The 26134-nt window shown below is 70.6% G+C and carries 27 protein-coding genes; 7 read left to right on the top strand and 20 right to left on the bottom strand.

The window, feature by feature from the left end; all coding sequences use genetic code 11:
• Positions 1-71 precede the first annotated feature (71 nt).
• The 3 genes from guaB to ACFY10_RS18230 form a co-directional block, all read right to left on the bottom strand.
• A complete protein-coding gene (guaB, locus tag ACFY10_RS18220) occupies positions 72-1574 on the bottom strand; it encodes an IMP dehydrogenase (protein ID WP_390666129.1) in 1503 nt (500 codons plus the stop codon).
• 154 nt (positions 1575-1728) lie between these two features.
• On the bottom strand, positions 1729-2316 hold the full coding sequence (locus ACFY10_RS18225; RefSeq protein ID WP_390666130.1) for a sigma-70 family RNA polymerase sigma factor: 588 nt from the start codon (positions 2314-2316) through the stop codon (positions 1729-1731).
• Positions 2317-2636: 320 nt separating this feature from the next.
• On the bottom strand, positions 2637-3248 hold the full coding sequence (locus ACFY10_RS18230) for a response regulator transcription factor (protein WP_003948568.1): 612 nt from the start codon (positions 3246-3248) through the stop codon (positions 2637-2639).
• Positions 3249-3629: 381 nt separating this feature from the next.
• On the opposite strand from ACFY10_RS18230, the gene ACFY10_RS18235 reads away from it, so the two are divergent.
• A complete protein-coding gene (locus ACFY10_RS18235; protein ID WP_390666131.1) occupies positions 3630-3956 on the top strand; it encodes a WhiB family transcriptional regulator in 327 nt (108 codons plus the stop codon).
• A gap of 48 nt (positions 3957-4004) precedes the next feature.
• Here ACFY10_RS18235 and ACFY10_RS18240 read toward each other — a convergent pair whose 3' ends face one another.
• Complete coding sequence (locus ACFY10_RS18240) at positions 4005-4910, bottom strand: LysR family transcriptional regulator (RefSeq protein ID WP_390666132.1); 906 nt, start codon at positions 4908-4910, stop codon at positions 4005-4007.
• A 286-nt stretch (positions 4911-5196) separates the two neighbouring features.
• On the opposite strand from ACFY10_RS18240, the gene ACFY10_RS18245 reads away from it, so the two are divergent.
• Positions 5197-5970 carry an SDR family NAD(P)-dependent oxidoreductase gene (locus ACFY10_RS18245; protein WP_390666133.1) on the top strand — a complete coding sequence of 258 codons (774 nt, stop codon included), beginning with the start codon at positions 5197-5199 and terminating at the stop codon, positions 5968-5970.
• An 84-nt stretch (positions 5971-6054) separates the two neighbouring features.
• Entirely contained in the window at positions 6055-6762 is a 708-nt protein-coding gene (locus tag ACFY10_RS18250; RefSeq protein WP_390666134.1) for an ester cyclase, read from the top strand.
• 87 nt (positions 6763-6849) lie between these two features.
• Here ACFY10_RS18250 and groL read toward each other — a convergent pair whose 3' ends face one another.
• The 4 genes from groL to ACFY10_RS18270 all read right to left on the bottom strand — a co-directional run bounded on the left by groL (position 6850) and on the right by ACFY10_RS18270 (position 10927).
• Positions 6850-8475: a chaperonin GroEL gene (gene groL / locus ACFY10_RS18255; RefSeq protein WP_390666135.1), complete on the bottom strand. Its 1626-nt coding sequence runs from the start codon at positions 8473-8475 to the stop codon at positions 6850-6852.
• A 129-nt stretch (positions 8476-8604) separates the two neighbouring features.
• Positions 8605-8913 (bottom strand): co-chaperone GroES, encoded by a 309-nt coding sequence (gene groES, locus ACFY10_RS18260; protein ID WP_003998759.1) that lies wholly within the window; start codon positions 8911-8913, stop codon positions 8605-8607.
• A gap of 269 nt (positions 8914-9182) precedes the next feature.
• Positions 9183-9998: a polysaccharide deacetylase family protein gene (locus ACFY10_RS18265; RefSeq protein WP_390666136.1), complete on the bottom strand. Its 816-nt coding sequence runs from the start codon at positions 9996-9998 to the stop codon at positions 9183-9185.
• A complete protein-coding gene (locus ACFY10_RS18270; protein WP_390666137.1) occupies positions 9995-10927 on the bottom strand; it encodes a polysaccharide deacetylase family protein in 933 nt (310 codons plus the stop codon). The genes ACFY10_RS18265 and ACFY10_RS18270 overlap by 4 nt, the downstream gene beginning before the upstream one ends.
• A gap of 30 nt (positions 10928-10957) precedes the next feature.
• On the opposite strand from ACFY10_RS18270, the gene ACFY10_RS18275 reads away from it, so the two are divergent.
• Complete coding sequence (locus ACFY10_RS18275; protein ID WP_390666193.1) at positions 10958-12199, top strand: methyltransferase domain-containing protein; 1242 nt, start codon at positions 10958-10960, stop codon at positions 12197-12199.
• On the opposite strand, the gene ACFY10_RS18280 is transcribed toward ACFY10_RS18275, so the two are convergent.
• From ACFY10_RS18280 to ACFY10_RS18300, 5 genes are all read right to left on the bottom strand, one after another.
• The gene (locus tag ACFY10_RS18280; protein WP_390666138.1) at positions 12196-13494 is read right to left on the bottom strand and encodes an RNA polymerase sigma factor; all 1299 of its coding nucleotides are present in this window, start codon (positions 13492-13494) and stop codon (positions 12196-12198) included. The genes ACFY10_RS18275 and ACFY10_RS18280 overlap by 4 nt on opposite strands.
• Before the next feature lie 53 nt (positions 13495-13547).
• Complete coding sequence (locus tag ACFY10_RS18285) at positions 13548-13904, bottom strand: YciI family protein (protein WP_390666139.1); 357 nt, start codon at positions 13902-13904, stop codon at positions 13548-13550.
• Positions 13905-14085: 181 nt separating this feature from the next.
• On the bottom strand, positions 14086-15135 hold the full coding sequence (locus ACFY10_RS18290) for an LCP family protein (RefSeq protein WP_390666140.1): 1050 nt from the start codon (positions 15133-15135) through the stop codon (positions 14086-14088).
• 80 nt (positions 15136-15215) lie between these two features.
• Positions 15216-16559, bottom strand: coding sequence for an endo-1,4-beta-xylanase (locus ACFY10_RS18295; RefSeq protein ID WP_390666141.1), 1344 nt, complete (start codon positions 16557-16559; stop codon positions 15216-15218).
• A 102-nt stretch (positions 16560-16661) separates the two neighbouring features.
• Positions 16662-17723, bottom strand: a complete 1062-nt coding sequence (locus ACFY10_RS18300) for a LacI family DNA-binding transcriptional regulator (RefSeq protein WP_390666142.1) — start codon at positions 17721-17723, stop codon at positions 16662-16664.
• 152 nt (positions 17724-17875) lie between these two features.
• On the opposite strand from ACFY10_RS18300, the gene ACFY10_RS18305 reads away from it, so the two are divergent.
• Both ACFY10_RS18305 and ACFY10_RS18310 read left to right on the top strand, forming a co-directional pair.
• Positions 17876-20179: a glycoside hydrolase family 3 N-terminal domain-containing protein gene (locus ACFY10_RS18305; RefSeq protein ID WP_390666143.1), complete on the top strand. Its 2304-nt coding sequence runs from the start codon at positions 17876-17878 to the stop codon at positions 20177-20179.
• 30 nt (positions 20180-20209) lie between these two features.
• Positions 20210-20728: a hypothetical protein gene (locus ACFY10_RS18310; protein WP_390666144.1), complete on the top strand. Its 519-nt coding sequence runs from the start codon at positions 20210-20212 to the stop codon at positions 20726-20728.
• Here ACFY10_RS18310 and ACFY10_RS18315 read toward each other — a convergent pair.
• Genes ACFY10_RS18315 through tsaB form a run of 4 tightly spaced genes read right to left on the bottom strand, consistent with a single transcriptional unit; the run spans position 20679 to position 23215 of the window.
• Positions 20679-20936 carry a hypothetical protein gene (locus tag ACFY10_RS18315; RefSeq protein ID WP_390666145.1) on the bottom strand — a complete coding sequence of 86 codons (258 nt, stop codon included), beginning with the start codon at positions 20934-20936 and terminating at the stop codon, positions 20679-20681. The two genes, ACFY10_RS18310 and ACFY10_RS18315, sit on opposite strands and share 50 nt — an antisense overlap.
• Positions 20933-22036: a tRNA (adenosine(37)-N6)-threonylcarbamoyltransferase complex transferase subunit TsaD gene (gene tsaD / locus ACFY10_RS18320; RefSeq protein WP_390666146.1), complete on the bottom strand. Its 1104-nt coding sequence runs from the start codon at positions 22034-22036 to the stop codon at positions 20933-20935. The genes ACFY10_RS18315 and tsaD overlap by 4 nt, the downstream gene beginning before the upstream one ends.
• Positions 22029-22562, bottom strand: coding sequence for a ribosomal protein S18-alanine N-acetyltransferase (gene rimI / locus ACFY10_RS18325; RefSeq protein WP_390666147.1), 534 nt, complete (start codon positions 22560-22562; stop codon positions 22029-22031). Before rimI ends, tsaD begins: the two co-directional genes overlap by 8 nt.
• Positions 22559-23215: a tRNA (adenosine(37)-N6)-threonylcarbamoyltransferase complex dimerization subunit type 1 TsaB gene (tsaB, locus tag ACFY10_RS18330; RefSeq protein WP_390666148.1), complete on the bottom strand. Its 657-nt coding sequence runs from the start codon at positions 23213-23215 to the stop codon at positions 22559-22561. Before tsaB ends, rimI begins: the two co-directional genes overlap by 4 nt.
• A 114-nt stretch (positions 23216-23329) precedes the next feature.
• Between tsaB and ACFY10_RS18335 the strand changes: the two genes are divergently transcribed.
• Positions 23330-23884 carry a hypothetical protein gene (locus tag ACFY10_RS18335; RefSeq protein WP_390666149.1) on the top strand — a complete coding sequence of 185 codons (555 nt, stop codon included), beginning with the start codon at positions 23330-23332 and terminating at the stop codon, positions 23882-23884.
• A gap of 19 nt (positions 23885-23903) precedes the next feature.
• On the opposite strand, the gene ACFY10_RS18340 is transcribed toward ACFY10_RS18335, so the two are convergent.
• The 3 genes from ACFY10_RS18340 to ACFY10_RS18350 all read right to left on the bottom strand — a co-directional run bounded on the left by ACFY10_RS18340 (position 23904) and on the right by ACFY10_RS18350 (position 25947).
• On the bottom strand, positions 23904-24077 hold the full coding sequence (locus tag ACFY10_RS18340) for a hypothetical protein (RefSeq protein WP_390666150.1): 174 nt from the start codon (positions 24075-24077) through the stop codon (positions 23904-23906).
• Between the two features lie 150 nt (positions 24078-24227).
• Positions 24228-24740 carry a tRNA (adenosine(37)-N6)-threonylcarbamoyltransferase complex ATPase subunit type 1 TsaE gene (tsaE, locus tag ACFY10_RS18345; RefSeq protein WP_390666151.1) on the bottom strand — a complete coding sequence of 171 codons (513 nt, stop codon included), beginning with the start codon at positions 24738-24740 and terminating at the stop codon, positions 24228-24230.
• Entirely contained in the window at positions 24706-25947 is a 1242-nt protein-coding gene (locus ACFY10_RS18350) for an alpha/beta fold hydrolase (RefSeq protein ID WP_390666152.1), read from the bottom strand. The genes tsaE and ACFY10_RS18350 overlap by 35 nt, the downstream gene beginning before the upstream one ends.
• Between the last annotated feature and the right edge of the window lie 187 nt (positions 25948-26134).

Raw genomic sequence — 26134 nt, forward strand, 5'->3', positions numbered from 1 at the left:
TTCCAGTATCGCCGACGGGTACGACAAGGGCGGCCCCGGTGCTCCGGGGCCGCCCTTGGGGAGCCTGGTGACTACTTGTTGCTGTAGTTCGGCGCCTCGACCGTCATCTGGATGTCGTGCGGGTGGCTCTCCTTGAGGCCCGCGGAGGTGATCCGCACGAAGCGGCCCTTGGACTCCATCTCGTCGATGGTGGCCGCGCCCACGTAGCCCATGGTCTGGCGCAGACCGCCGACGAGCTGGTGCAGGACGCTGGCCAGCGGGCCGCGGTAGGGCACCTGGCCCTCGATGCCCTCGGGGACGAGCTTGTCGTCGGAGGCGACCTCGGCCTGGAAGTAGCGGTCCTTCGAGTACGACTTGCCCTGGCCGCGGGACTGCATGGCACCGAGCGAGCCCATGCCGCGGTACGACTTGAACTGCTTGCCGTTGATGAACTGCAGCTCGCCCGGGGACTCCTCGCAGCCCGCGAGCAGCGAGCCCAGCATCACCGTGTCGGCGCCGGCGGCGAGCGCCTTGCCGATGTCGCCGGAGTACTGCAGACCGCCGTCGCCGATCAGCGGGATGCCCGCCGGGCGCGCCGCGAGGGAGGCCTCATAGATGGCGGTGACCTGCGGGACGCCGATGCCGGCGACCACGCGCGTGGTGCAGATCGAACCGGGGCCCACGCCCACCTTGATGCCGTCGACACCGGCGTCGATCAGCGCCTGCGCGCCGTCACGGGTGGCGACGTTGCCGCCGATCACGTCGACGGACACGCTCGACTTGATCTTCGACATCCAGCTGAGGGCGTTGCTGTTGTGGCCGTGCGAGGTGTCGACGACCAGGAAGTCCACCCCGGCCTCGGCGAGCGCCTGGGCACGCTCCAGGGCCTCGGGGCTGGCGCCCACGGCGGCACCGACCAGCAGCCGGCCCTCGGCGTCCTTGGCGGCGTTCGGGTACTTCTCGGCCTTGACGAAGTCCTTGACCGTGATGAGGCCCTTGAGGACGCCCGCCTCGTCGACCAGCGGAAGCTTCTCGATCTTGTGGCGGCGCAGCAGCTCCATGGCGTCCACGCCGGAGATGCCGACCTTGCCGGTGACCAGCGGCATCGGCGTCATGACCTCGCGCACCTGACGGCTGCGGTCGGACTCGAAGGCCATGTCGCGGTTGGTCACGATGCCGAGCAGCTTGCCGGCCGGGTCGGTGACGGGGACACCGCTGATGCGGAACTTGGCGCACAGGGCGTCCGCGTCGGCGAGCGTCGCCTCCGGGTGCACCGTGATGGGGTCGGTGACCATGCCGGACTCGGACCGCTTGACCAGGTCGACCTGGTTCACCTGGTCCTCCACGGACAGGTTGCGGTGCAGCACACCGACGCCGCCCAGCCGGGCCATCGCGATCGCCATGCGGGACTCGGTCACCTTGTCCATCGCCGCCGAGAGCAGCGGGATGTTCACCCGGACGTTGCGGGAGATGCGGGACGAGGTGTCGACCGCATTGGGGAGCACCTCGGATGCGCCCGGCAGCAGCAGCACGTCGTCGTAGGTCAGCCCGAGTGTCGCGAATTTACCGGGCACTCCGTCGACGTTCGCAGTCATGACACCTTCCCCAAATGGCCTTGATCGGTGCGGATGTCCATGCTAACGGGAAGCACGGCTCCCGAATTCCACGGTTACGCATGACCCTGGGCTTCGTATGTTCGTACGGAATTGTCGAGAGACCTGTTCAAGGAAGGCGCTTACGCCAATGGAGTTACTGCTCTGCGAGCGCCCTGAGCCGGCTCAGTGCCCGGTGCTGCGCGACCCGCACCGCTCCGGGTGACATTCCCAACATCTGTCCCGTCTCCTCGGCCGTGAGCCCCACCGCGATACGCAGCAGGAGCAGCTCGCGCTGGTTCTCCGGCAGGTTGGCCAGCAGTTTCTTGGCCCATTCGGCGTCGCTGCTGAGCAGCGCCCGCTCCTCCGGGCCGAGCGAGTCGTCCGGCCGCTCCGGCATCTCGTCGGACGGGACCACTGTCGACCCCGGGTGCCGCATCGCCGCTCGCTGCAGGTCCGCGACCTTGTGTGCGGCGATGGCGAAGACGAACGCCTCGAAGGGGCGACCGGTGTCCTTGTAGCGCGGCAGCGCGAGGAGGACGGCGACGCAGACCTCCTGCGCGAGGTCCTCCACGAAGTGCCGGGCGTCACCCGGCAGCCGCGACAGACGGGTGCGGCAGTAGCGCAGCGCCAGGGGGTGGACATGGGCGAGCAGATCATGTGTGGCCTGCTCGTCTCCGTCGACGGCGCGATGGACGAGTGCACCGATCGCCCCTACGGCACTCGCCGCCTCGTCGTCGCGCATCGGTCCATGGTGCCTTGCGGCCGCGCGGGCCGTGGCACCGTGTCCCATGTTGTGCACCGAAGCGTTATGAGCAGGTGCGCCGGAACTCATCCCTTGCGCCCTCCCCTTCCGCTCGACCGACTCGTCCCCGAGAGACTCCACACCTCAAGGATGCGGCATCCGCGCCGAAACGAGCAGCGGGCACCGACAGCGCCACTTGGCCGAGCACGCATCCGCGCCCCCAAAAGGGGCGCGGGGCGACACATCGTGCGGCTCCGCCGCGTGGGCGCGACCAACCACAAACAACCCGCACCAAGCCGACGGCCGACACGACCGAGCTCCTAGCGGACCAGACCCCACCGGAACCCGAGAGCCACAGCGTGCGCCCGGTCCGAAGCACCGAGCTTCTTGAACAGCCGACGCGCATGCGTCTTGACGGTGTCCTCGGACAGGAACAGCTCACGCCCGATCTCGGCGTTGGACCGTCCGTGGCTCATACCCTCGAGCACCTGGATCTCGCGCGCCGTGAGCGTGGGCGCCGCGCCCATCTCGGCGGAGCGCAGCCGACGCGGGGCCAGCCGCCACGTGGGGTCGGCGAGCGCCTGGGTGACGGTCGCGCGTAGCTCCGCACGCGAGGCGTCCTTGTGCAGATAGCCGCGGGCACCGGCGGCGACCGCGAGGGCCACGCCGTCCAGGTCCTCGGCGACGGTGAGCATGATGATGCGCGCGCCGGGGTCGGCGGACAGCAGCCGGCGCACGGTCTCGACGCCGCCCAGTCCGGGCATGCGTACGTCCATCAGAATCAGATCCGAACGGTCGGCGCCCCAGCGGCGGAGGACTTCCTCGCCGTTGGCCGCGGTCGTCACGCGCTCGACGCCGGGCACGGTCGCGACCGCGCGGCGGAGCGCCTCTCGGGCAAGCGGGGAGTCGTCGCAGACGAGGACGGATGTCATGGCCGCCCTCCGCAGCTGATGCACGTCACCTTGAGCCTCCAGGCTGGTACGAAATCGTCACCTGTGCGGTCGACCGTCTCGGACGCCTGCCCGAGCACTTGTAGCTTCAACCGCCTCCGCACTCTCAACGATGGTCACTCGAAAGAGTTACGGGGCCGTGTGCCATCTTCGGCACTCTACGTGAGGGCGCGGACACGGTGCAGACATGCAGGGCGGACCCTCAACGTTTCATCACAACCCATGCCCCATTTAGCCCTTTTTCTTCCCATCTACTGGCGTGTGAGGCTAGATTCGCAATGAGTCATATTTTCATCTCCTTAGATCGTAGATATACGGTCGTCGGCACCGTATCCGCTCAGAACGGCTACAAGGGGTCACGTAATGGCAGATTTCTCCCGCCTTCCCGGACCGAACGCGGACCTGTGGGACTGGCAGCTTCTGGCCGCCTGCCGCGGGGTGGACAGCTCGCTCTTCTTTCATCCGGAGGGTGAGCGCGGTGCGGCCCGGAGCGCTCGCGAGAACTCGGCCAAGGAGGTCTGTATGAGGTGCCCGGTGCGCGCGCAGTGCGCGGCGCACGCGCTGGCGGTGAGAGAGCCGTACGGCGTGTGGGGCGGCCTGACCGAGGACGAGCGCGAAGAGCTCATGGGACGGGCGCGGAACCGGCTGGTGGCGGCGGCGACCGGCGGGGACGGCAGCTCGAACACTTGAAGGAACGTTTCTTCGTCGCCGACTGATGGGCACGCGTGTGCGTGCCCATCATTTTTGCTGGCGGGCGGCTGCGCGCCCGAGTTGCTCCAGGGTCGCGGCGACCGCGGGCACCTGGGCCAGATCGGGCAGCGTCAGCGCCACGATCTCCCGCCGCACCGCCGGCTCCAGCGTCAGCACGCGCGCGTGCCGCGGCCGTACGGACTCGATGGCGAGCTGCGGCAGTACGGCGACGCCGAGGCCGGCGCCGACCAGTCCGACGACCGCCGGATAGTCGTCGGTGGCGAAGTCGATGCGCGGAGTGAACCCTGCGCCCTCGCAGACCTCGACCAACTGCCCGCGGCAGCGCGGGCATCCTGCGATCCACGGCTCGCGCGCGAGATCCCCGATGGCCACGGTCCCGGCCTGCGCGAGCCGGTGCCGCTCGGGCACGAGCCCGACGAGCCGGTCGCGCAGCAGCGGTTGTACGACGAGGTCGTCCCACTCCTCCGCTCCCTGCGCACCTTCGTAGCGGAAGGCCAGCGCCACGTCGCAGTCGCCCTCGCGCAGCAGCTCGACGGACGCGGGTGGTTCGGCCTCCTCCAGGGAGACCCGAGTGCCGGGGTGCGCGGCGCGCAGGGCCGCGAGGGCGGTCGGTACGAGCGTCGAGCTGCCGCTGGGGAACGAGACGAGCCGTACCCGCCCGGCGCGCAGCCCCGCGATGGCGGCGACCTCTTCCTCTGCCGCCGTGAGCCCGGCCAGGATCCCCGCGGCATGCCGCACCAGCGCCTCGCCGGCCTGGGTCAGCCGCATCTCACGCCCGCCGCGGACGAGCAGCGGCGTACCGACCGACGCCTCCAGGGCTTTCATCTGCTGGCTGACGGCGGGCTGGGTGCAGCCCAGTTCGCGTCCAGCGGCCGAGAAGGAGCCGGTGGAGGCGACGGCGCGCAGGACGCGCAGGTGGCGGGCTTCGATCACGGTTCGAGGATAAGTGATCCTTTGATGAGGTGCCCGATAGTGCGTCGATACTTTGACTTGACGTCACCTGCCTTTCCAGGGCCATCCGGGTGAGAAGGGATGGGTGAAGCGGTTCACACAGAAGGGTGCTCCGGCCGGACCGGAGGGGCGGGAGGCGGCACGTCTGCACTTGGAGAAGCACGACTCCTGACGGACCATCAGGTCAGCCCTCTCCTCGGATGCTTCACCACCGTCGGGCCCTGTGCAGAGATCGGATTCCCACAGTCCGGGTAACTACCCTTGGGCCATGACAACGGCTCTGATTACGGGATCGACCGCGGGCATCGGCGCCGCGTTCGCGCGGCGGCTGGCGGCCGACGGGCACAACCTGGTGCTTGTCGCCCGCGACACCAAGCGGTTGCAGGAACAGGCGACCGAACTGCACGACCGGCACGGCATCGAGGCGGAGGTCCTCACCGCGGATCTCGCCACGGACGACGGCATCGAGACCGCGGCCGCGCGCCTGGCCGACCGCAAGAACCCGGTCGACCTACTGATCAACAACGCCGGTTTCGGCAACAAGGGCCGCTTCCTCGACGTATCGATGGCCGACGAGCTGACGATGCTCAAGGTGCACTGCGAGGCGGTGCTGCGCCTGACGGCGGCGGCGACCGAGGCGATGCGCGAGCGCGGCCGCGGCGGGGTCGTCAACGTCGCGTCCGTGGCCGCCTTCGTGCCGCGTGGTACGTACGGCGCCTCGAAGGCGTGGGTCGTGCAGTTCACGCAGGGGGCGGCGAAGGACCTGGCGGGCAGTGGGGTGCGGTTGATGGCGCTGTGCCCGGGGTTCGTGCGGACCGAGTTCCATCAGCGGGCCGGGATGGGGACGGACAACATCCCCGGGTGGATGTGGCTCGATGCCGACAAGCTGGTGGCGGCGGCGCTGTCGGATCTGGCGCGGGGGAAGTCGTTGTCCATTCCGGATGCGCGGTACAAGGCGCTGATGGGGATCGTGAAGGTGACGCCCCGGGGGCTGCTGGGCGGGATCACTTCGCGGACCGGGCGGAAGTACGGGCCGCAGTAGCCTCCCGGCGTCAGGGGGCGCCGCGGGGCCCCGGTGGGAGAATGGTGCTGTTCCAACGGGACCCCGGGGACCGGAGGCAAAACCATGACCTTCGTTCAGATCATCGACTGCAAGACCAGCCGGTTCGACGACATCAACCGGCTGATGGACACATGGGTCGAACAGACCAAGGGGAAGCGGACAGCGACGCACAGTGTGATCGGCAAGGACCGGTCGGACGCGTCGCACTTCATCGAGATCGTGGAGTTCCCGTCGTACGAGGAGGCCATGCGGAACTCCAACCTGCCCGAGACCGACAAGATCTTCCGCGAGATGGTGGCTCTCTGCGACGAGATGCCGACGTTCACCGACCTGGACGTCGTGCGCGACGAGCAGCTGAACGCGGACACCTCGCGGCGGTTCTTCCAGACGCTGGCCGCAAAGGGCGAGCTGGCTCCGCTCGACGACATGGTCGCCGAGAACTACCACGACCACGATCCCGCCAACGAGCAGGACACCATCGGCATGGACGCGCTGCGGCGCGAGGTCGAGATGTGGCGCGGGGCCTTCGACTTCACGTTCACCCTCGACGACCAGTTCGCCCAGGGCGACCGGGTGTGCAACCGGTGGACCTGGAACGGCACCCAGAAGGCCGAGTTCATGGGGATCCCGTCGACCGGGAAGCAGGTCACCATGACCGGTGCGACCATTCACCGGTTCGGCGAGCACGAGAAGATCGTCGAAGCATGGTGGCAGTACGACCGGCTGGGGCTGATGGCGCAACTGGGCGCGCTCGAAGGCCTGGAGCGGTAGGACGACGCGAAGGCCCGGCACCTCTGGGGTGCCGGGCCTTCGTACTGACCGGGTCAGTGGCTGACCGGGGTCAGTGACTGACCGATGTCAGTGGGCGTGGCCGTGGCCGTGGCCCGCGGCGGCCGGCTCTTCCTCTTCCTTCTTCTCGACGACCAGGGTCTCGGTCGTCAGCAGGAGGGAGGCGATGGAGGCGGCGTTCTCCAGGGCGGAGCGGGTGACCTTGACCGGGTCGATGACGCCGGCCTTGACCAGGTCGCCGTACTCGCCGGTGGCGGCGTTGAAGCCCTGGCCCTTCTCGAGCTCGGCGACCTTGGAGGTGATGACGTAGCCCTCCAGGCCGGCGTTCTCGGCGATCCAGCGCAGCGGCTCGACGACGGCCTTGCGGACGACCGCGACACCGGTGGCCTCGTCGCCGGTCTTGCCCAGACCGCCTTCCAGGACCTTCGCGGCGTGGACGAGCGCGGAGCCACCACCGGAGACGATGCCCTCCTCGACCGCGGCGCGGGTCGCGGAGATGGCGTCCTCCAGACGGTGCTTCTTCTCCTTCAGCTCCACCTCGGTGGCGGCGCCGACCTTGATCACGCACACGCCGCCGGCCAGCTTCGCGAGGCGCTCCTGGAGCTTCTCGCGGTCCCAGTCGGAGTCGGTGTTCTCGATCTCGGCCTTGATCTGGGCGACGCGGCCCACGACGTCCTCGTGGTTGCCGGCGCCGTCGACGATGGTCGTGTCGTCCTTGGTGATCGTCACTCGGCGGGCGGAGCCCAGCACGTCCAGACCGACCTGGTCGAGCTTGAGGCCGACCTCCTCGGAGATGACCGTGGCGCCGGTGAGGACCGCCATGTCCTGCAGCATCGCCTTGCGGCGGTCGCCGAAGCCGGGGGCCTTGACCGCGACCGCGTTGAAGGTGCCGCGGATCTTGTTCACGACCAGGGTCGACAGGGCCTCGCCCTCGACGTCCTCGGCGATGATCAGCAGCGGCTTGGAGGCACCCGCCTGGATGACCTTCTCGAGCAGCGGCAGCAGATCGGCGATCGAGCCGATCTTGCCCTGGTTGATCAGGATGTACGGGTCGTCGAGGACGGCCTCCATGCGCTCCTGGTCCGTCACGAAGTACGGGGACAGGTAGCCCTTGTCGAAGGCCATGCCCTCGGTGAAGTCCAGCTCCAGACCGAAGGTGTTGGACTCCTCGACGGTGATGACACCGTCCTTGCCGACCTTGTCCATCGCCTCGGCGATGAGCTCGCCGACCTGGGTGTCCTGGGCGGACAGGCCGGCCACGGCGGCGATGTCGGACTTCTCGTCGATCGGGCGGGCGGTCGCGAGGAGCTCCTCGGAGACCGCGGCCACGGCCGCGTCGATGCCCTTCTTCAGCAGCGCCGGGGAGGCACCCGCGGCGACGTTCTTCAGGCCCTCTCGGACCAGCGCCTGGGCGAGCACGGTGGCGGTGGTGGTGCCGTCACCAGCGATGTCGTTGGTCTTGGTCGCCACCTCCTTCACCAGCTGCGCACCGAGGTTCTCGTACGGGTCCTCGACCTCGACCTCACGGGCGATGGTGACGCCGTCGTTGGTGATGGTGGGCGCGCCGAACTTCTTGTCGATGACGACGTTGCGGCCCTTGGGGCCGATCGTCACCTTGACCGTGTCGGCCAGCTTGTTGACGCCGCGCTCGAGGGCGCGACGGGCGTCCTCGTCGAACTTCAGGATCTTCGCCATGACAGCGGGAGCCCTCTCGGAATCTGTGGGTGAAAAATGCACTGCGCCCCGGGCGCCCGGCTTCTTGTGTGGTCGCGGGGGCCAGGGGCGCAGCGTCGAGCAATGTGCTTCTCGAGGAAGCGAGGTGAATTACTTCTCGATGATCGCGAGCACGTCGCGAGCCGAGAGGACGAGGTACTCCTCGCCGTTGTACTTCACCTCGGTGCCGCCGTACTTGCTGTACAGCACGATGTCGCCGGTCTTGACGTCGAGCGGCAGGCGCTCGCCGTTCTCGAAGCGGCCCGGGCCCACGGCCAGGACGACGCCCTCCTGGGGCTTCTCCTTGGCGGTGTCCGGGATGACCAGGCCAGAGGCGGTGGTCTGCTCGGCGTCGAGCGGCTGGACCACGATGCGGTCCTCGAGCGGCTTGATGGCAACCTTGGAGCTGGTGGTCGTCACGATCCGACCTCCCCCTTCGGAGATCTCACGGGGTTAACTGTCTGAGGTGGCGACCAGGTGGATCCGTCGTCGCGGGTGCCGGACCTGCCCGTCGCGTAGTTGGCACTCTCCACTGGGGAGTGCCAGAGCCGAGACTATGACCGCGATTAGCACTCGGTCAAGCGGAGTGCCAATGCCTGCGGCGCGTCGGGGGGGTTCATCGGCCTGAAGGGCCTCGTCCTCGAACGCCGGACGGGCTGGTATTGCCGACCGGCGCTCGGAGGTCACCGTCAGAGATAGTCCTCCAGGCGTCCCACCGTCAGCCCCGCCTGCTGCACCCGTCGCAGCAGGCGTACCGTGCGCGCCCTGAGGGTCAGGCCCACGCCCTCGTCCGGGTCCACCGCCACGATGTCGCCGGGGCGCAGGCGGTGGATGCCGCGCAGGTACGTCAGCTCGCCGCCTCCCGTCATCGACGCGCGCCACAGGACCAGGGCCGAGATGCCGCAGTCGGCGGCCGCTCGGCGGGTGATGGTGTCGTAGGTGCCGTAGGGCGGGCGGAAGAGGCGGGGGCGGCTGCCGAAGCGGGATCCGAGTTTGTCCTGCTGGCCGCAGATCTCGGCGCGCTGGCCGGCGTACGGCAGGCCGCGCAGGGCGGGGTGGTCGAGGGTGTGGTTCTGGATGCTCGCGCCGACCGACCGCAGCCGGGCGAAGTGGCCGTACCCCGGCCCGACGACGCTGTCCGTGAGGAACATGCTGACGGGCAGCCGCAGTTCACGGACCAGGTCGACGAAGCGGGGATCCTTTTCGGCGCCGTCGTCGTAGGTCAGGAAGACGACCTTGTCGTGGGTACGGATGCGGGACACGACCGGGGGCAGGCCCGAGCGCGCCGTCCGGGCCCGCGCCGCACGAGGCGGCTTCGGGGCGGGGAGCAGCGGGGCGGCGAGGCCCCAGCGGCGGTACGGCCGCTGGGGTGTTCCGGCGGGCCCGTGCGGCTGTATGCCCTGGGCGGCCTTCTCGCCCAGCCGTTCGATGGGGTCGACGGACTGGGCGCAGCCGGTGAGGAGCGCGAACGCCAGCGCGGCGGCCGCCGGGCCCCGGAGCCTCACAGGTAGTCCTCCAGGCGGGCCACCGCGTATCCCTCGGCCGTGACCCTGTTCAGGAAGCGGCGCATGTCGTCGACCATGGTGCCGTTCCACTCGTCGCGGCCGCGGAAGTGGGTGAGCACGATGTCGCCGGGGTGCAGGTCCCGGTCGTCCTCGCGGTACTCCCAGTGGTCGACGAAGACCTCCTCGTCCCAGATGGGCGCGTACTTGATGCCGCAGGACTTGGCGGCGCGCAGGGTGTCCTGGTTGTAGTTGCCGAAGGGCGGGCGGAAGACGGTCGGGCGCTTGCCGAACTGCTTCCTCATGATCGCCTGCATGCCGCAGATCTCGTGCTTCTGCTCCCGGTACGACAGGCCCGGCAGGTAGGGGTGGGTGAGGGTGTGGTTGTTAAGGGTCACGCCCTCGGACTGCATCCTGCGGAAGTAGGCGTAGTCGTCCTTCACCAGGAAGTTGCTGAGGAAGGCGGTGTACGGGATCTTCAGGTCGCTCATCATCCGCAGGAACGCCCGGTCCTTCTCGGCGCCGTCGTCGATGGTCAGGAAGACGATCTTCTGTCTGGTGGGGATCGTCGTGAAGACGGGCGGAAGGCGCAGTTCCTCCTGGTCGTCCACCTCGAAGCCGCTGCGCGCCCTGATCTTCGGCTTCTTCACGGGTGGCGGCGGAGCCGACAGCGGGACCTTCGCCAGGTCCCAGCGCTGTGCCGCGGCAGCCCGGGCGGCGTACGCGGCGCCCAGCTTCGTGGCGTACGAGTCGAGGGCGCGGGCCGGGGGTGCCTGCAGGGGCTGCTGCCGGCCGGGCCCCGGGCGGGCCGGCGGACCGCCGAACTGTGCACATCCCGAGGCGATGGCCGCCACGGCGAGCACGGCGATTCCACCGCGGATCCACGGCACCCCATAGGCCCGAGTTTTGTCATTTTGTACGACTACTCGCATGGTGCCGGATCCTTCCAGGCCACCGCCCGGATCCCGGCCCGACACCGCGGCCGGAGGCGCACCATCCACCGACTGGCCCACAATGACCCGGTGAACGACCTCGCTGACCTCCTCACCCCCGAAGGCCGCGCCCTCCTCGACGAGGTGCGCGGCACGGCCCCCGCCGACGAGCTCGCCGTCGCCACCCGGCTGCGCCGCGAACACCCCGCCGAGCTGGTGTCGGCGGCGCTCGGGCAGGCGCGGCTGCGGCAGCGGGCGGCGGCCAAGTTCGGCTCCGAGGATGCGCAGCGGATGTTCTTCACGCCGAACGGGGTGGAGCAGTCGACACGGGCGAGCGTGGCGACGTATCGCGCCGAGTGTTTCCGGGCGACGGGCGTGCGGTCCGTCGCCGACCTGTGCTGCGGGATCGGCGGTGATGCCGTCGCGCTCGCCCGGGCCGGGATCCGGGTGCTCGCCGTGGACCGGGATCCGGCGACCGCGGCCGTGGCGCGCGCGAACGCCGACGCGCTCGGGCTCGCCGAACTGATCGAGGTGCGGGAGGCGGACGTCACGGAGGTGGATACGTCCGGCTACGACGCCGTGTTCGTCGATCCGGCCCGGCGCGGTGGTCGCGGGCGCATCTTCGACCCGGAGGCCTACTCGCCGCCCCTGTCGTGGGCGGTCGAGGCGGCCCGCAAGGCACCGCGCGCCGCACTGAAGATCGCGCCGGGCATTCCCCACGAGGCGATTCCCGCGGACGCGGAGGCCGAGTGGATCTCGGACGGGGGTGACGTCAAGGAGGCCGTGCTGTGGTTCGGCCCTCGCGTGACGCCGGGCGCACGGCGGGCGACGCTGCTGCCCTCCGGCGCCGGTGTGCGGGCCTCGCCCGCCACGGCGCTGCCCGACCCCGAAGTCCGGCCCGTCGGGCGGTACTTGTACGAACCGGACGGCGCCGTCATCCGCGCCCACCTGGTCGCCGAGGTGGCCGAGGACCTGGACGGCGGGCTGATCGACCCCACCATCGCCTACATCACCGCGGATGAGCACCACGTGACCCCGTATGCGACGGCGTACGAGATCACCGACCAACTCCCCTTCAACGTAAAGAAGTTGAAGGCGCTGCTGCGGGAACGGGAGGTCGGCGTCCTGACCGTGAAGAAGCGCGGGTCGGCCGTCGAGCCGGAGGAGTTGCGCCGCAAGACCCTCCCGAAGCCGCAGGGCCCGAACACGGCAACCGTGTTCCTGACCCGGGTCGCGGGTGCGCCGACCATGCTGATCGGTGCCCCTGCCTAGGCATCAAGTGAACGGAGTTTCCCGCGCAGCAGCTCCTGCTCCCGCTCGTTCCGCGCCAGCCCCGCGGCCCGTACGAACTCCTCGCGCGCCTCGGCCGTACGTCCGAGCCGCGCCAGCAGATCGCCGCGCACGCTGGGCAGCAAGTGGTAGTCGCGCAGGGTGGGTTCGGCGGCGAGGGCGTCGACGATCGCCAGTCCCTGCGCCGGGCCTTCCGCCATGGAGACGGCGACGGCGCGGTTGAGTTCGACGACCGGGGACGGGGCGCGGGCGGCGAGCAGGCCGTACAGCGTGGCGATGCTCGTCCAGTCCGTCTCCTCGTACGTGTACGCGTGCGCGTGGCAGGCGGCGATGGCGGCCTGGAGGGCGTACGGGCCCGGGGCGCCCGTGGCGGTGGCGTCGGCGCGGTGGAGGGCTGTGATGCCGCGGGCGATGAGCATGCGGTTCCAGCGGCGGCGGTTCTGGTCCTTGAGGAGGACGGGTTCGCCGTCCGGGCCGGTGCGGGCGGCGGCGCGGGAGGCCTGGAACTCCAGCAGGGAGGTCAGGGCGTGCACCTCGGGCTCCTTGGGCATCAGCCCGGACAGCACGCGGGCCAGCCGCAGCGCGTCCTCGCAGAGTGCGGGGCGCAGCCAGTCGTCACCGGCCGTGGCGGCGTAACCCTCGTTGAAGATCAGGTAGATGACGTCCAGGACGGAGCCGAGCCGGGCCTCGCGTTCGGGGCCGTAGGGCACCTCGAAGGCGATGTTCTTGGCGGCGAGGGTCTTCTTCGCGCGGACGATGCGCTGGGCGACGGTCGGCTCCGGGGTGAGGAACGCGCGGGCGATCTCGGCCGTCGTCAGGCCGCCGAGCAGGCGGAGGGTGAGGGCGATACGGGCCTCGGCGGACAACACCGGGTGGCAGGCGGTGAAGACGAGGCGGAGCAGGTCGTCGTCGATGTCGTCGGGGTCGGCGGGCTCCTCGGGCGGGGCCGTCGTCTCCAGGGTGCGGCCGATCTCCGCCAGTTTGCGGGCGTAGTTCTCCCGGCGCCGGATCAGGTCCACGGCGCGGTGGCGGGCGGTGGACATGAGCCAGGCGCCCGGGTTGTCTGGCACGCCGTCGCGCGGCCACTGCTCCAGGGCGGCGACCAGCGCGTCCTGGGCGAGCTCCTCGGCGATGCCGACGTCGCGGACGATGCGGGCGACGGCGGCGATGATGCGAGGCGATTCGAGACGGAAGACGGTCTCGATGGCGTGGCGGGGGTCGGCAGCGGCGTCGCGCGGGGCGGCCGTGGCGTGCGAGGCGGTGGGCTGTGGTTCCACAGCCCACCATGCAACACCCCCGGCGCCCTCGGGCCAAGGAAGGCTCAGGTTTCTCAGCCTTCGGCGATCTCCCGCACCTCGCAGGTCACCGTCCAGAACTCCTCGTGCACCTTCAGGAAGCGCTTGGTCCACTCCAGTGCCTCGGCCTGGTCCTTGCACTGCATGATCGCGTAGCCGCCGATGACCTCCTTGGACTCGGTGAAGGGCCCGTCGGTGACGGAGATCTGCCCGCCCTCCCAGTGCACGCGGGTGCCCTGTGCGGACGGGGTCAGCCCGGCCGTGTCGAGCATGACTCCGGCCTTGGTGATCTCCTCGATCAGCTCGCCCATGCGCTGCATCAGCTCGGGGCTGGGGCCCTCCGCGGGCGCGGTCTTCTCGTCGATCTTCACGAGCGACAGGTAACGCGGCATGGTGACTCCTTCGGTCGGGGCGGTGTCTCGGTTCCGCCTTTCACCGGTGCGTCGATCAGGGGGAGACCGGATCGACACGGGCGCCGGAATTTCTTGAAGAAATTTCCCGCCGGTCCGTTTTCGCAGGTCGGAGCGGATCTCCTGCTCCCGACCCCGCGATGCGGCTCCGCCGGCGGAGCGCTCAGCGCAACGACTCCCACAGCCTGCTCGCCGCCGGTTCCTTCGCCACCACCCGGTTGGGGTCCGAGGGTGCCGTCACCACCGGCATCATCACGGTCTTCATCCGGTCCGCCGACAGGCCCTTCAGGCTCTCGCCGAGGCCGACCAGTTCGCTCAGCGAGTCCAGGCCGGTGTCGGTGGTCAGACTGCTGGTCACCGCCTCGGCCACCGTGTACAGCTTGCCGGGGTCGGTGAACAGGCTCGTCGAGGAGATCCGCTCCAGCAGGGCCTTCACCAGCTTCTGCTGCAGGCCTATCCGGCCGAGGTCGCTGCCGTCGCCTATGCCGTGCCGGGTGCGGGCGAGGGCCAGGGCCTGCTTGCCGTTCAGGGTGTGGGTGCCCGCCTTCAGGTGCAGATGGCTGTCGTCGTCGTCGATGTCCTGGTCGGTGGTCACGGTGACGCCGCCCAGCGCGTTCACCAGCTTCGCGAAGCCCGAGAAGTCGATCTCGAGGTAGTGGTCCATGCGGACGTTCGTGATCGACTCGACGGTCTTCACGGCGCACACCGCACCGCCCACCGAGTACGCGCTGTTGAACATCGCGCCGTACGCCACCGCCGTCGACCCGCCGGACTTCAGCGGGCAGGACGGACGCGTGACGAGCGTGTCGCGCGGGATGCTGACGACGGTGGCCTTCTTCCGGCCCGCGTCGATGTGCACGACCATCGCCGTGTCGGACCGGGCGCCGGAACTGCTGCCCCCGCCGAGTGTCTTGTTCTCCTTGCCGCTGCGCGAGTCCGAGCCCAGCACCAGGATGTTCAGGGAGCCGGTGGGCAGCGGGGAGGCCGACGCGGACGCGGACGGCATGATCACCGCCTTCGCCGGGCGGTCGTCGCCGAGCGCGTTGTTGATGTCGACGCTCTTGATGTTGCTGTTGAGGTGCCAGTACGCCCAGCCCGCCGCGCCTGCGCCCAGCACCAGCAGGCCCGCCATGGTGAGGCCGGCGATCTTCAGTACGGTCGACCGCCGGCCTTTGGGTCTGCCCGCGTCTCCGCTCTCGTCGTGTCCCGTCACGAGCAGGAACGTAAATCCGAATTATTAGGGGATTGTTAGTGACGACGGCGTGAGACGGTTTTCTTCGGAAATTCTCACGCTCAGCCCAGCGTCACCGCGGGCACCGGGTTGCTGCCGCTCCAGGACGCGTTGAACCCGAAGGTCACCGAACCGCCGTCCGGCACCGAGCCGTTGTAGGAGGCGTTCGTGCAGGACACCGCCGTACTCGACTGACTGCAGGTCGCGTTCCAGGCCTGGGTGATCTGCTGGCCTGCGCCGAACGTCCAGTTCGCCTTCCAGGACGACAGCGAGGCGCCCGAGCAGGCGATGGTCACCTGGCCTGTGAACCCGGTGTTCCACTGGCTCGTCACGCTGTACGTCGCCGTGCAGGCACCGGTGGGTGGCGTGGTCGTCGTACCGCCGAGCGCCTCCGCGATCGCGTGGTACGCCGGTTTCGGCGCGTAGTTCTCGTCGTACGGCGTCGCCGCGCCGTAGCCCGGGAAGGTGCTCGGCACCCAGGAGTCGGAGTCGGTGAAGCCCCAGACGGTGACGCCCGCGCACCGGGTGACCGCCACGCAGGCGTTCAGCACCGACTTGTAGTCGGCGGCCTGCTGGGCGAGCTTCGTGCTGTCCGCCGGGAGCGCCATGCGCACGTCCAGCTCGGTGATCGACACATCGACGCCGAGGTCGGCGAAGCGCTGGATGTTCTGCTGCAGCGACGACGGCACCTGACCCAGGATCAGATGCGCCTGCAGGCCCACGCCGTCGATCGGGATGCCCCGGCTCTTGAGGTCCTTCACCAGGTTGTACAGGGCGGTCGACTTCGCGTTGACGCCTTCGACGTTGTAGTCGTTGATGTACAGCTTGGCGGCCGGGTCGGCGGCGTGTGCCCAGGTCAGGGCATTGGCGATGTAGTCGGCGCCGAGGCCGTTGTACCAGAGGGTGGAGCGGTAGGTGCCGTCCTCGTTGAAGGGTTCGTTGACCACGTCCCAGGCGGCGATCTTCCCCTTGTAGCGGCCGACCTCGGTGCTGATGTGGTTCTGCAGCAGGCTGCTGAGCTGGGCGGAGGTCCAGCTGCCGTTGGTCAGCCAGCTCGGGTTCTGGTTGTGCCAGACCAGGGTGTGGCCGCGCACCTGCTGGTTGTGCGCCTGCGCGAAGGCGACGATCTGGTCGGCCTCGCTCCAGTTGAAGCTGCCCTGGGTCGGCTCGACCGAGCCCCACTTCATGGCGTTGCCGGGGGTGAGGGAGTTGAACTGCGCCCCGGCGAGGTCGCCGTACGTCCCCGTGAGCTTGGAGCCGGTCACCGCCGTGCCGATGACCTTGCCCTTGGCGGCGGCGAGGTCGCGCAGCGGGGTGTCGGCGGCGTGCGCCGCGGGCGCCGTGAACAGCAGCGCGGCGCCGGTGACGAGTGCCGCCAGGGATGAGCCTGTTCTCAGAGATCTCATCGCGGGTGCCTCCGAAAGTTTCGGTCGTACAACCGATTGGCTTCGGAGGAGTGTGGAGGCGCCCGTACCACCCGTCAATACGTCAACTTCCGGCCACCCGTGTCACGCCGGAGGCGGCGCCGTGCTGCTGCGCACCACCAGGCTGGTCGCCAGCTCCACCCGGGTCGCCACCGGCGCCTGGTCCTCCCGCCCCAGGTCGAGGACGAGCTTGGCCGCCGCCTCCGCCATCTCCGTCAGCGGCTGCCGTACGGAGGTCAGCGGCGGCCCCACCCAGCGCGCGACGGGCAGATCGTCGAAGCCGACCACGCTCAGGTCCTCGGGGATGCGCAGGCCCAGTTCGCGCGCGGCCTCGTACAGACCGAGCGCCTGGAGGTCGTTGAGGGCGAACACGGCGGTGGGGCGGTCCGGGCGGCGCAGCAGCTGAAGGCCCTGCCGGTAGCCGGCCTCGTGGTGGAAGTCACCGGTCGCGATCAGCGCCGGGTCGACGGGGAGGCCCGCGGTCTCCAGCGCGGCCCGGTAGCCGTCGACACGGGCGCGGCTGCACATCATGCGGGTCGGGCCCGTGATGGCGCCGATGCGGGTGTGGCCGAGTTCGATCAGGTGCCGGGTGGCGGCGAGACCGCCCTGCCAGTTGGTCGCGCCGATCGACGGGACGTCGACGCCGGGGTCGCCGGCCGGGTCCATCACCACGAACGGGATGGAGCGGCTGGTCAGCAGCGCCCGCTGGGACTCGTCCAGCCCGGACAGCACCAGGATCACTCCGTGCGGGCGGCGGGCGGCGACCTGGTCCGCCCAGGTCCGCCCGGGCGTCAGCCGCCCGGCGCTCTCGCTCAGCACCACGCTCAGCCCGGCGTCCCGGGCCACGTTCTCCACGCCCCGGATGACCTCCATCGCCCACGCGCTCTCCAGCTCGTGGAAGACCAGGTCGATCAGGGGCGAGCGGCTCGCCTCGGCGCGCCTGCGCCGGTAGCCGTGGGCGCGCAGCAGTTCCTCGACGCGGCTGCGGGTGGCCGGAGCCACGTCCGCGCGGCCGTTGAGGACCTTCGAAACAGTCGGCGCGGACACGCCGGCCTCGCGGGCGATCTCGGCGAGCGTCGCGGTCTGTGCCGACCGGCCTGTCGTCGGGGTTGTCGTCCGCGTTTCAACGGGCTCCGGGGGTGTCATGGCGGCGATCGTATCCCTGCACGACCTCTTGACGAAGCCTCCGGACCGCCCTAGGTTCCCGGAACATTCGACATACATAGCGAAACATTCGTCGTCAGAGTTTGCCAGCGTTCGTGAGAGGGCCACCCCCACTCGACCAGAGCAGGAGTTTCATGACCACCGCCCCCTGGCGTGACCCCGCCCTGCCCGCCGCCGCCCGCGTCGACGACCTCCTCTCCCGGATGACTCTCGAGGAGAAGACCGCCCAGCTGTACGGCGTGTGGGTGGGCGCCGCCACGGACGGCGACGGAGTCGCCCCGCTGCAACGCGAGATGAGCTCCGACTACGACTGGGAGGAGCTGATCACCCACGGCCTGGGCCAGCTCACCCGCTCCTACGGCACCGCCCCCGTGGACCCGGCGCTGGGCGCGCAGGCACTGGCCCGCGCCCAGCGCCGTATCGCCGAGTCGGGCCGGTTCGGCATCCCGGCCGTCGCCCACGAGGAGTGCCTGGCCGGCTTCACGGCCTGGGGCGCCACCGCCTACCCCGTCCCGCTGGCCTGGGGCGCCACCTTCGACCCGCCCCTGGTCGAGGACATGGCCCGCGCCATCGGCAGCGACCTCCGCTCGGCCGGCGTCCACCAGGGCCTCGCCCCGGTCCTGGACGTCGTACGGGACCCGCGCTGGGGCCGGGTCGAGGAGACGATCGGCGAGGACCCGTACCTGGTGGGCACCATCGGGACGGCCTATGTGCGCGGCCTGGAGTCCGCCGGGATCGTCGCCACGCTCAAGCACTTCGCCGGGTACGCGTCCTCGGCGGGCGCCCGCAATCTCGCCCCAGTCCGGGCCGGCATCCGCGAGTTCGCGGACGTGACCCTGCCGCCGTTCGAGCTGGCGCTGCGCGAGGGCGGCGCCCGCTCGGTCATGGCGGCGTACACCGACACGGACGGCATCCCGGCCTCCGCGGACCCGTCCCTCCTGACCGAACTCCTGCGCGAGCACTGGGGATTCACCGGCACGGTGGTCGCCGACTACTTCGGCATCGGATTCCTCGAGACCCTGCACCGGGTGGCGGGCTCCCCCGCCGAGGCGGCGCACGCGGCGCTGACGGCCGGCATCGACGTGGAGCTGCCGACGCTCAAGTGCTACGGAAAACCACTGCTGGAGGCGGTACGGGCGGGCGCGGTACCGGAGTCCCTGGTCGACCGCGCGGCCCGCCGGGTGCTGCTCCAGAAGTGCGAGCTGGGCCTCCTGGACGAGGACTGGGACCCCGAGCCCGCCGCCACGATCAACCTGGACTCGGCCGCGAACCGGGCCCTGGCCCGCCGTCTGGCCGAGGAGTCGGTGGTGCTCCTGGACAACCCGGACGGGGTCCTCCCCCTCCCGCCCGACACCCGTATCGCGGTGGTCGGACCGCGGGCGGCCGACGCGTTGGCGATGCTCGGCTGCTACTCCTTCCCGTCCCACGTCCTGACGCACCACCCCGAGGTGCCGATGGGCGTGGAGATCCCGACCGTCCTGGAGGCGCTGCGGACCGAACTCCCGGACGCCAAGGTGACGTTCGCCCAGGGCTGCGACACCTCGGCCCCGGACTCGTCGGGCTTCGAGGAGGCGGTGGCGCGGGCCTCCGAGGCGGATGTGTGCGTGGCGGTGCTGGGCGACCGGGCGGGCCTGTTCGGACGGGGTACGTCGGGCGAGGGCTGCGACGTGACGGACCTGCAACTCCCGGGCGTGCAGGGCGACTTGCTGGATGCGCTGGTCGCCACCGGAGTCCCCGTGGTCCTCGTCCTCCTCACCGGCCGCCCGTACGCCCTGGGCCGCTGGCACGGCCGGCTGGCCGCCGTGGTGCAGGCGTTCTTCCCCGGGGAGGAGGGCGGCCCGGCGGTGGCGGGAGTGCTGTCGGGTCGCGTGAACCCGTCGGGCCGCCTCCCGGTGAGCGTCCCGCGGGTCCCGGGGGGCCAGCCGTGGACGTACCTCCAGCCCCCGCTGGGACTCGCGGGCGAGGTCAGCAACCTCGACCCGACCCCGCTGTACGCCTTCGGCCACGGCCGCTCGTACACGACGTTCGCGTGGGAGTCCGACTCCGCCGGGGCGGAGATCGGCACGGACGGCTCGTACGACGTCTCGGTCACCGTCCGCAACACCGGGGAGCGCGCGGGCGCCGAGGTCGTGCAGCTGTATCTGCACGACCCGGTGGCCTCGGTGACCCGCCCGGACGTACGCCTGATCGGTTATCAGCGGCTGGAGCTGGAGCCGGGAGAGGCGTCCCGCGTCACCTTCCGCTTCCATGCCGACCTGTCGGCCTTCACGGACCGCTCACATACGAGGGTGGTCGAACCGGGCGCGCTCGAACTACGGTTGGCGGCATCCAGCGCGGACGTTCGGCACACGGCCCGGCTGAGTCTCACCGGCCCGGTGAGGGTGCTCGGCACCGACCGGCGGCTGCTCTGCGAGACGGAGATCTCGAGGGCGGACTGACCCCCGCGCCTCGGACTTGGGGGAGGGACGATGGTCCGGTACGTGCATCACGAGTTGTGGGCGGCGGCGTTGATACTCGCCGGTGTCGCCGGCGGCTGGGCGGCGGCGGTCGGCACGGGCCAGAGCCCGCCGGTACGGAGCGGAGCCATCGGGGTGCTGGTCACCTTCGCGCTCGGCTTCCTCGTACTGTCGACGCTGCTACGGGCGACCCGGCTCAAGTGGGTGGGCCAGATGCGGGAGTTCGAGACCGCGGCGCCTGTGCCGGACACCGACCCGAGTCGTCGCACCGCCCTCGCACCCCGCATGCTCGGCCTGCTGCTGCTGTCGGCCCTGTGCGTCTTCGTCATCAGGGACACCGCCATCGTCGTGGTCCCCCTGGCCATGGGCCTGGACTGGCTCGGCAAGGCGGTGGTCGGCGTCGGCTGGGAGCACAGCAACGGGCGACGCCTGTGGCTGGCCCCCGACTCCGACGGGCCGTCGGCGCTCCTCTGCACCACCGTCAGTCCGGCCCCAGGGACTCGAACCGCCACCGGTGCACGGCCCGCATAACCAACTCACCGTCCGGTTCCGGGAGTTCGGGCAGCTCGGCATCGTAGGCGGCGTCCCACCACGTGATGACGAGGACGCGGTCCTGCGGGGCCCGGAAGTTCTCCCGGCGCACCGGCCGCGCCGGGAGTTCCTGCGCCCGCGCCCAGGCGAGCAGCTCCTCGCCCCGCCCCTCGGCCGCCCGCGCCTCCCACATCAACGCAACCGTCACGGGTAGAGGTTCTCCTTGCTGACCTCGTGCACATGATCGTGGTCGTGGTCGTGCGAGTGGCCCGGCACATGCGGGTCCGTCACCGGCAGCGACGAGTCCGCGGACAGATCCCAGGCCGACGCCGCCCGGTTACGGGCCACCAGCTCCGCACCGAGCGCCGCCACCATCGCCCCGTTGTCCGTGCACAACTTCGGCCGCGGCACCCGGAGCTGGATCCCCGCCGTCTCGCACCGCTCCTGCGCCAGCGCCCGCAGCCGCGAGTTCGCAGCGACCCCGCCGCCGATCATCAGGTGCTCCACGCCCTCGTCCTTGCAGGCCCGCACGGCCTTCCGGGTGAGCACGTCGACGACCGCCTCCTGGAAGGAGGCCGCCACGTCACGCACCGGCACCTCCTCCCCCGCGGCCCGCTTGGCCTCGATCCAGCGGGCCACGGCCGTCTTCAGCCCGGAGAACGAGAAGTCGTACGCCGGGTCGCGCGGGCCGGTCAGGCCGCGCGGGAACGCGATCGCCGACGGGTCGCCCTCGCGCGCGTACCGGTCGATGACCGGGCCGCCGGGGAAGCCGAGGTTCAGCACCCGTGCGATCTTGTCGAAGGCCTCGCCGGCCGCGTCGTCGATGGTCGCGCCCAGGGGACGTACGTCCGAAGTGATGTCCGTCGACAGGAGCAGCGAGCTGTGCCCGCCGGACACCAGCAGCGCCATCGTCGGCTCGGGCAGCGCCCCGTGCTCCAGCTGGTCCACGCAAATGTGGGAGGCGAGGTGGTTGACGCCGTACAACGGCTTGCCCAGCGCGTACGCGTACGCCTTGGCCGCCGATACGCCGACCAGCAGGGCACCCGCCAGACCGGGACCGGCGGTGACCGCGATGCCGTCCAGGTCCCTCGCGCTCACCCCCGCCTCCTTCAGCGCGCGCTCGATCGTGGGCACCATCGCCTCGAGGTGCGCCCGGGAGGCGACCTCCGGGACGACGCCGCCGAAGCGGGCGTGCTCGTCGACGCTGGACGCGACGGCGTCGGCCAGCAGGGTGGTGCCGCGGACGATGCCGACGCCGGTCTCGTCGCAGGAGGTCTCAATCCCCAGGACCAAAGGTTCGTCAGCCATGGATCTCGGTTTCTCGTTCGGAAGTTGATCCCGCGGCGGAGCCGCTGTCGGATTGCGTGGTCAGTCGCATCACCAGGGCGTCCACATTGCCCGGCTGGTAGTAGCCGCGTCTGAAACCGATGGCCTCGAAACCGAAGCGCTCGTAGAGCTTCTGGGCGCGGGTGTTGTCGATCCGGCACTCCAGCATCACTTCGGCGCACTCGAAGGCGGTGGCGGCCCGGAGGAGTTCGGTGAGGAGCCGTCCGCCGAGGCCGGTGCCCCACTGGTCGCGGGCGACGGCGATCGTCTGGATGTCGGCGAGGTCTCCGGCGGCGGCGAGGCCCGCGTACCCGACCACCTGCCCCTCACCGTCCTCGGCGACGACGTAGCGGCGCGTCGCCTCGTGTCCGCGGGCATGGGCCAGTTCGGACCAGAACATGCCGCGGGACCAGGCGTCCTCGGGGAAGAGGTCCTTCTCCAGTACGAGCACGCGGTCGATGTCCCACCAGCGCATCTCGCGCAGTCGAGGGGTCACGGGTTCGGTCACTTGGGGGTGACCACCTTGTAGTTCTTGGGGACCTGGGCGTCCGGGCGGCGCAGGTACAGCGGCCGGGCCTCGGGCAGTTCCTCGCCCTTGCCCAGCCGCTCGGCGGCCAGACTCGCGAGCGCGGCGGCCGAGACGTGCTCCGGCTCGTGCACGTTCGGGAAGGTGTCCGGGTACAGCAGCGCGCCCGCGCCGACGGCGGGCAGTCCCGCCACCCGGTCCGCGATGTCGGCGGGCCGGTCGACGGCGGGGTCGGTCAGCCGGGTCCGTGAGTCCGCGTACCGCGCCCAGTAGACCTCCTTGCGCCGGGCGTCGGTCGCCACGACGAAGGGCCCCTTCTCGATGTCGGCCGCGTACGCCAGACCGTCGAGCGTGCACACGCCGTGCACGGGGACACCGAGCGCGAGCCCGAAGGTGTCCGCGGTCATCAGGCCGACGCGCAGCCCGGTGTAGGGGCCGGGACCGATGCCTACGACGATGCCGGTGACGGCGTCGAGCCCGATCCCGGCCTCGGCGAGCACCCGGTCGACGGCCGGCAGCAGCAGCTCACCGTGCCGGCGCGCGTCCACCTGGCTCGAGGAGGCGATGACGTCCGTGCCGTCGTGCAGGGCGACGGTCACGGCTGGGGTTGCGGTATCCAGAGCGAGCAAGAGCACGCAAACAGCCTACGGCTCCCGCGCCTCGCGCATCGCCGCCCGGGTCAGGCGTGTGCGGGCTGCTACGGTCGCCGAAAAGCACGACGTACGAGGCGAATGGGTCAGGTGGCGAGCGTGGCAAGGAGCAGCTCCGGATTCGTGTTCGGGCTCACCGCGGCCGCCCTGGCCGCCGTCGGCTTCCTCGGCTACCGCGCCTTCGCGACCGCCCCGGCCGGCTTCGGCAAGCCACAGGCGAGCGCCTCACCCACGCTGGCCGTCTCGGCGGCGCCCGGCGCCCAGCGGAACCCGGCCGCCCCGCCCACCGCGTCCGGCGCGGGGGAACGGGTCGTGTACGCGGTGGGCGCCGACCGTGTCTGGCTGGTCGACGCGGGCAACAGGGTCATGCGCAGCTTCACGGTCGCCCCGGGCAGCGTCGACCCGGCCCCCGGCGTCTACCGGGTCACCTCCCGCTCGAACTCCGCCGTCGGCACCGACGGGACCGCCATCGAGCACGTCGTCCGCTTCACCAGCGTGGACGGCGTGGCCGTCGGCTTCAGCGCGGCGGTGGCCAGTACGTCGGCGACACCCGACCCGGCTGTGCGCACGGGCGGGATCCGGGAGTCCCGCAAGGACGGCGCCGCGTTGTGGGAGTTCGCGACGATCGGCGCGCAGATCGCCGTGATCCCCTAGGGCTGTCCCCGGACAGGCCCTATGCGGCTTCCCTGTGCCGGGCCGGTGGCCGGGACGCCTCGAGGTCCGGCAGCCGCGGTGGGGTCGAGACCGCGTCCGCCGCGGCGCACGACGCCAGCAGTTCGCGCATGGAGACGCCGGCTACGACGGCGTACGGCTTCTGCGGCTGCTCGTTGCTCTCGGTGGCCGACATGGACGCCTCCTGAGGACCCGGGGGCGGGCGTAGTTAGGTAGACCTAACTACGAACTGGGTACCATGTGACCACGCACAAGACACCGAATGCAATATCTTGCCGACGTCTTGTCGGAACGTTCACGGATTTGTGCGTCGGCCGTGCGGCCGTCAGGCGGACAGCACGCTCAGGTCCACTGTCGACCACCGCTCCCCGAGCCCGGTCACCGTCACGTGCCGCACCTCGTCGGTGGTGTCTCCGACGGCCCGGTGGATGACGACGTGCAGCCGGTCGTCGGTCAGCTCCTCGACCTTGCCCTCGCCCCACTCCACGACGATCACCGAGTCGGACAGCGAGACGTCGAGGTCCAGGTCCTCCATCTCGTCGAGCCCGCCGCCCAGGCGGTACGCGTCGACGTGGACGAGCGGCGGCCCGTCGCCCAGGGACGGGTGCACACGGGCGATCACGAAGGTCGGGGACGTGACGGCGCCGCGCACCCCGAGCCCCTCGCCGAGCCCGCGGGTCAGCGTCGTCTTGCCGGCGCCGAGCTCGCCGTTGAGCATCACGAGATCACCGGCGCGGAGCAGCTTGGCCAGGCGGCGGCCCAGGTCCTGCATCTGCTCGGGCGAGGTGACCGTCAGCCGGGTCTCAACCGGGTTGTGCGGTGCTGCTGGTGCTTCCATAGCCACCCACGGTAGCCCCTGCCGGGACGGCACCCGCACGGGTGAGGAGGTCCGCCAGCCGGTCGGTGACCACCTCCGGGTGCTCCAGCATCACCAGGTGCCCGGCGTCCGGAACCAGCACCAGTTCGGCGTCCGGCAGCCGGTCGGCGATCGCCTCGCTGTGCTCGCTGGGCGTGACGAGGTCACCGATTCCGGCCAGGACGAGCACCGGCAGGTCCGCGAAGTACTCCAGCGCCTCGGTCTTGTCGTGTTCCGTGAACGCCGGGTAGAACTCGGCGACCACGTCGATCGGCGTGCCCTCGATCATCCGCTCGGCGAACCGCGCGACGGCCGGGTCGACGTCCCTTGATGCGAACGAGTACCGCTTGATGATCCCGGCGAACAGGTCGGCGGTCGCCCGCCGCCCCTTCTCCACCAGCGCGGCCTGCTGCCCCAGCGCCTTCAGCACCCCGGGGAGCACCCGGCGCACGGCGTTGACGCCCGCGACAGGCAGCCCGAAGTTGACCTCGCCGAGCCGCCCGGACGAGGTACCGACGAAGGCGGTGGCGACCACTCGGTCACGGATCAGCTCGGGGTACTGGTCGGCCAGCGCCATCACGGTCATCCCGCCCATGGAGTGCCCGACGAGCACGATCGGCCCGTCCGGCGCGGCGGCGTCGATGACGGCCTTCAGATCGCGCCCCAGCTGGTCGATGCTGACCGGCACGCCGTCCTGCACCTGCTGCACGCCCCGCCCGGACCGCCCGTGGCTGCGCTGGTCCCAGTGCACGGTCCGGACGACGCCGCGCAGGGCCGCGCGCTGGAAGTGCCAGGAGTCCTGGCTGAGACAGTAGCCGTGGCTGAAGACGACGGTGACGGGAGCGGGCGCCTTGCGCCCGAACAGCCGTCGGCGGCGCGGGCCGAGCGCGGGCACGGCGTCGGGGTCGACGTCGTCGACCTCGTAGTACAGCTCGGTGCCGTCGTCGGCCGTCGCCTTGCCGGGCGTGCCGCGCAACGACCCGTACGGTCCCGTCGAGTCGAGCGCGAGCCGCGCCTTCTTCCTCATCCCGCGGCCGACGGTGAGCCGCTCTATGGCGACGCCGGCCGCCGCGCCCGCGGCGACCACGCCTATCGCGGCGCCCGCGATGCCGGTCGCCCTGCGCCAGTTCCCGGCCGCCCCCGTGGCGGAGACGACGGCTGCGACGGCCTCCGCACTGCTCTCGCTCACGTACCGCTCCTCTTCGCCGGATTGCTGCTGCTGTTCGCTGGGTCGGGTGGTGCAGGTGTTGCTTGCATTACTCGTGTTGCTTGCGCTACTCGTGTTGCTCGCTTGATACCGCTGTTGATCGACTGACCGATGTTGCTCGGCTTACGGGTGCTGCACTTCTGCCGGACTGTTGACTGTGGACTGTCGG

The sequence above is a fragment of the Streptomyces sp. NPDC001401 genome (assembly GCF_042895385.1).
Taxonomy (GTDB): domain Bacteria; phylum Actinomycetota; class Actinomycetes; order Streptomycetales; family Streptomycetaceae; genus Streptomyces.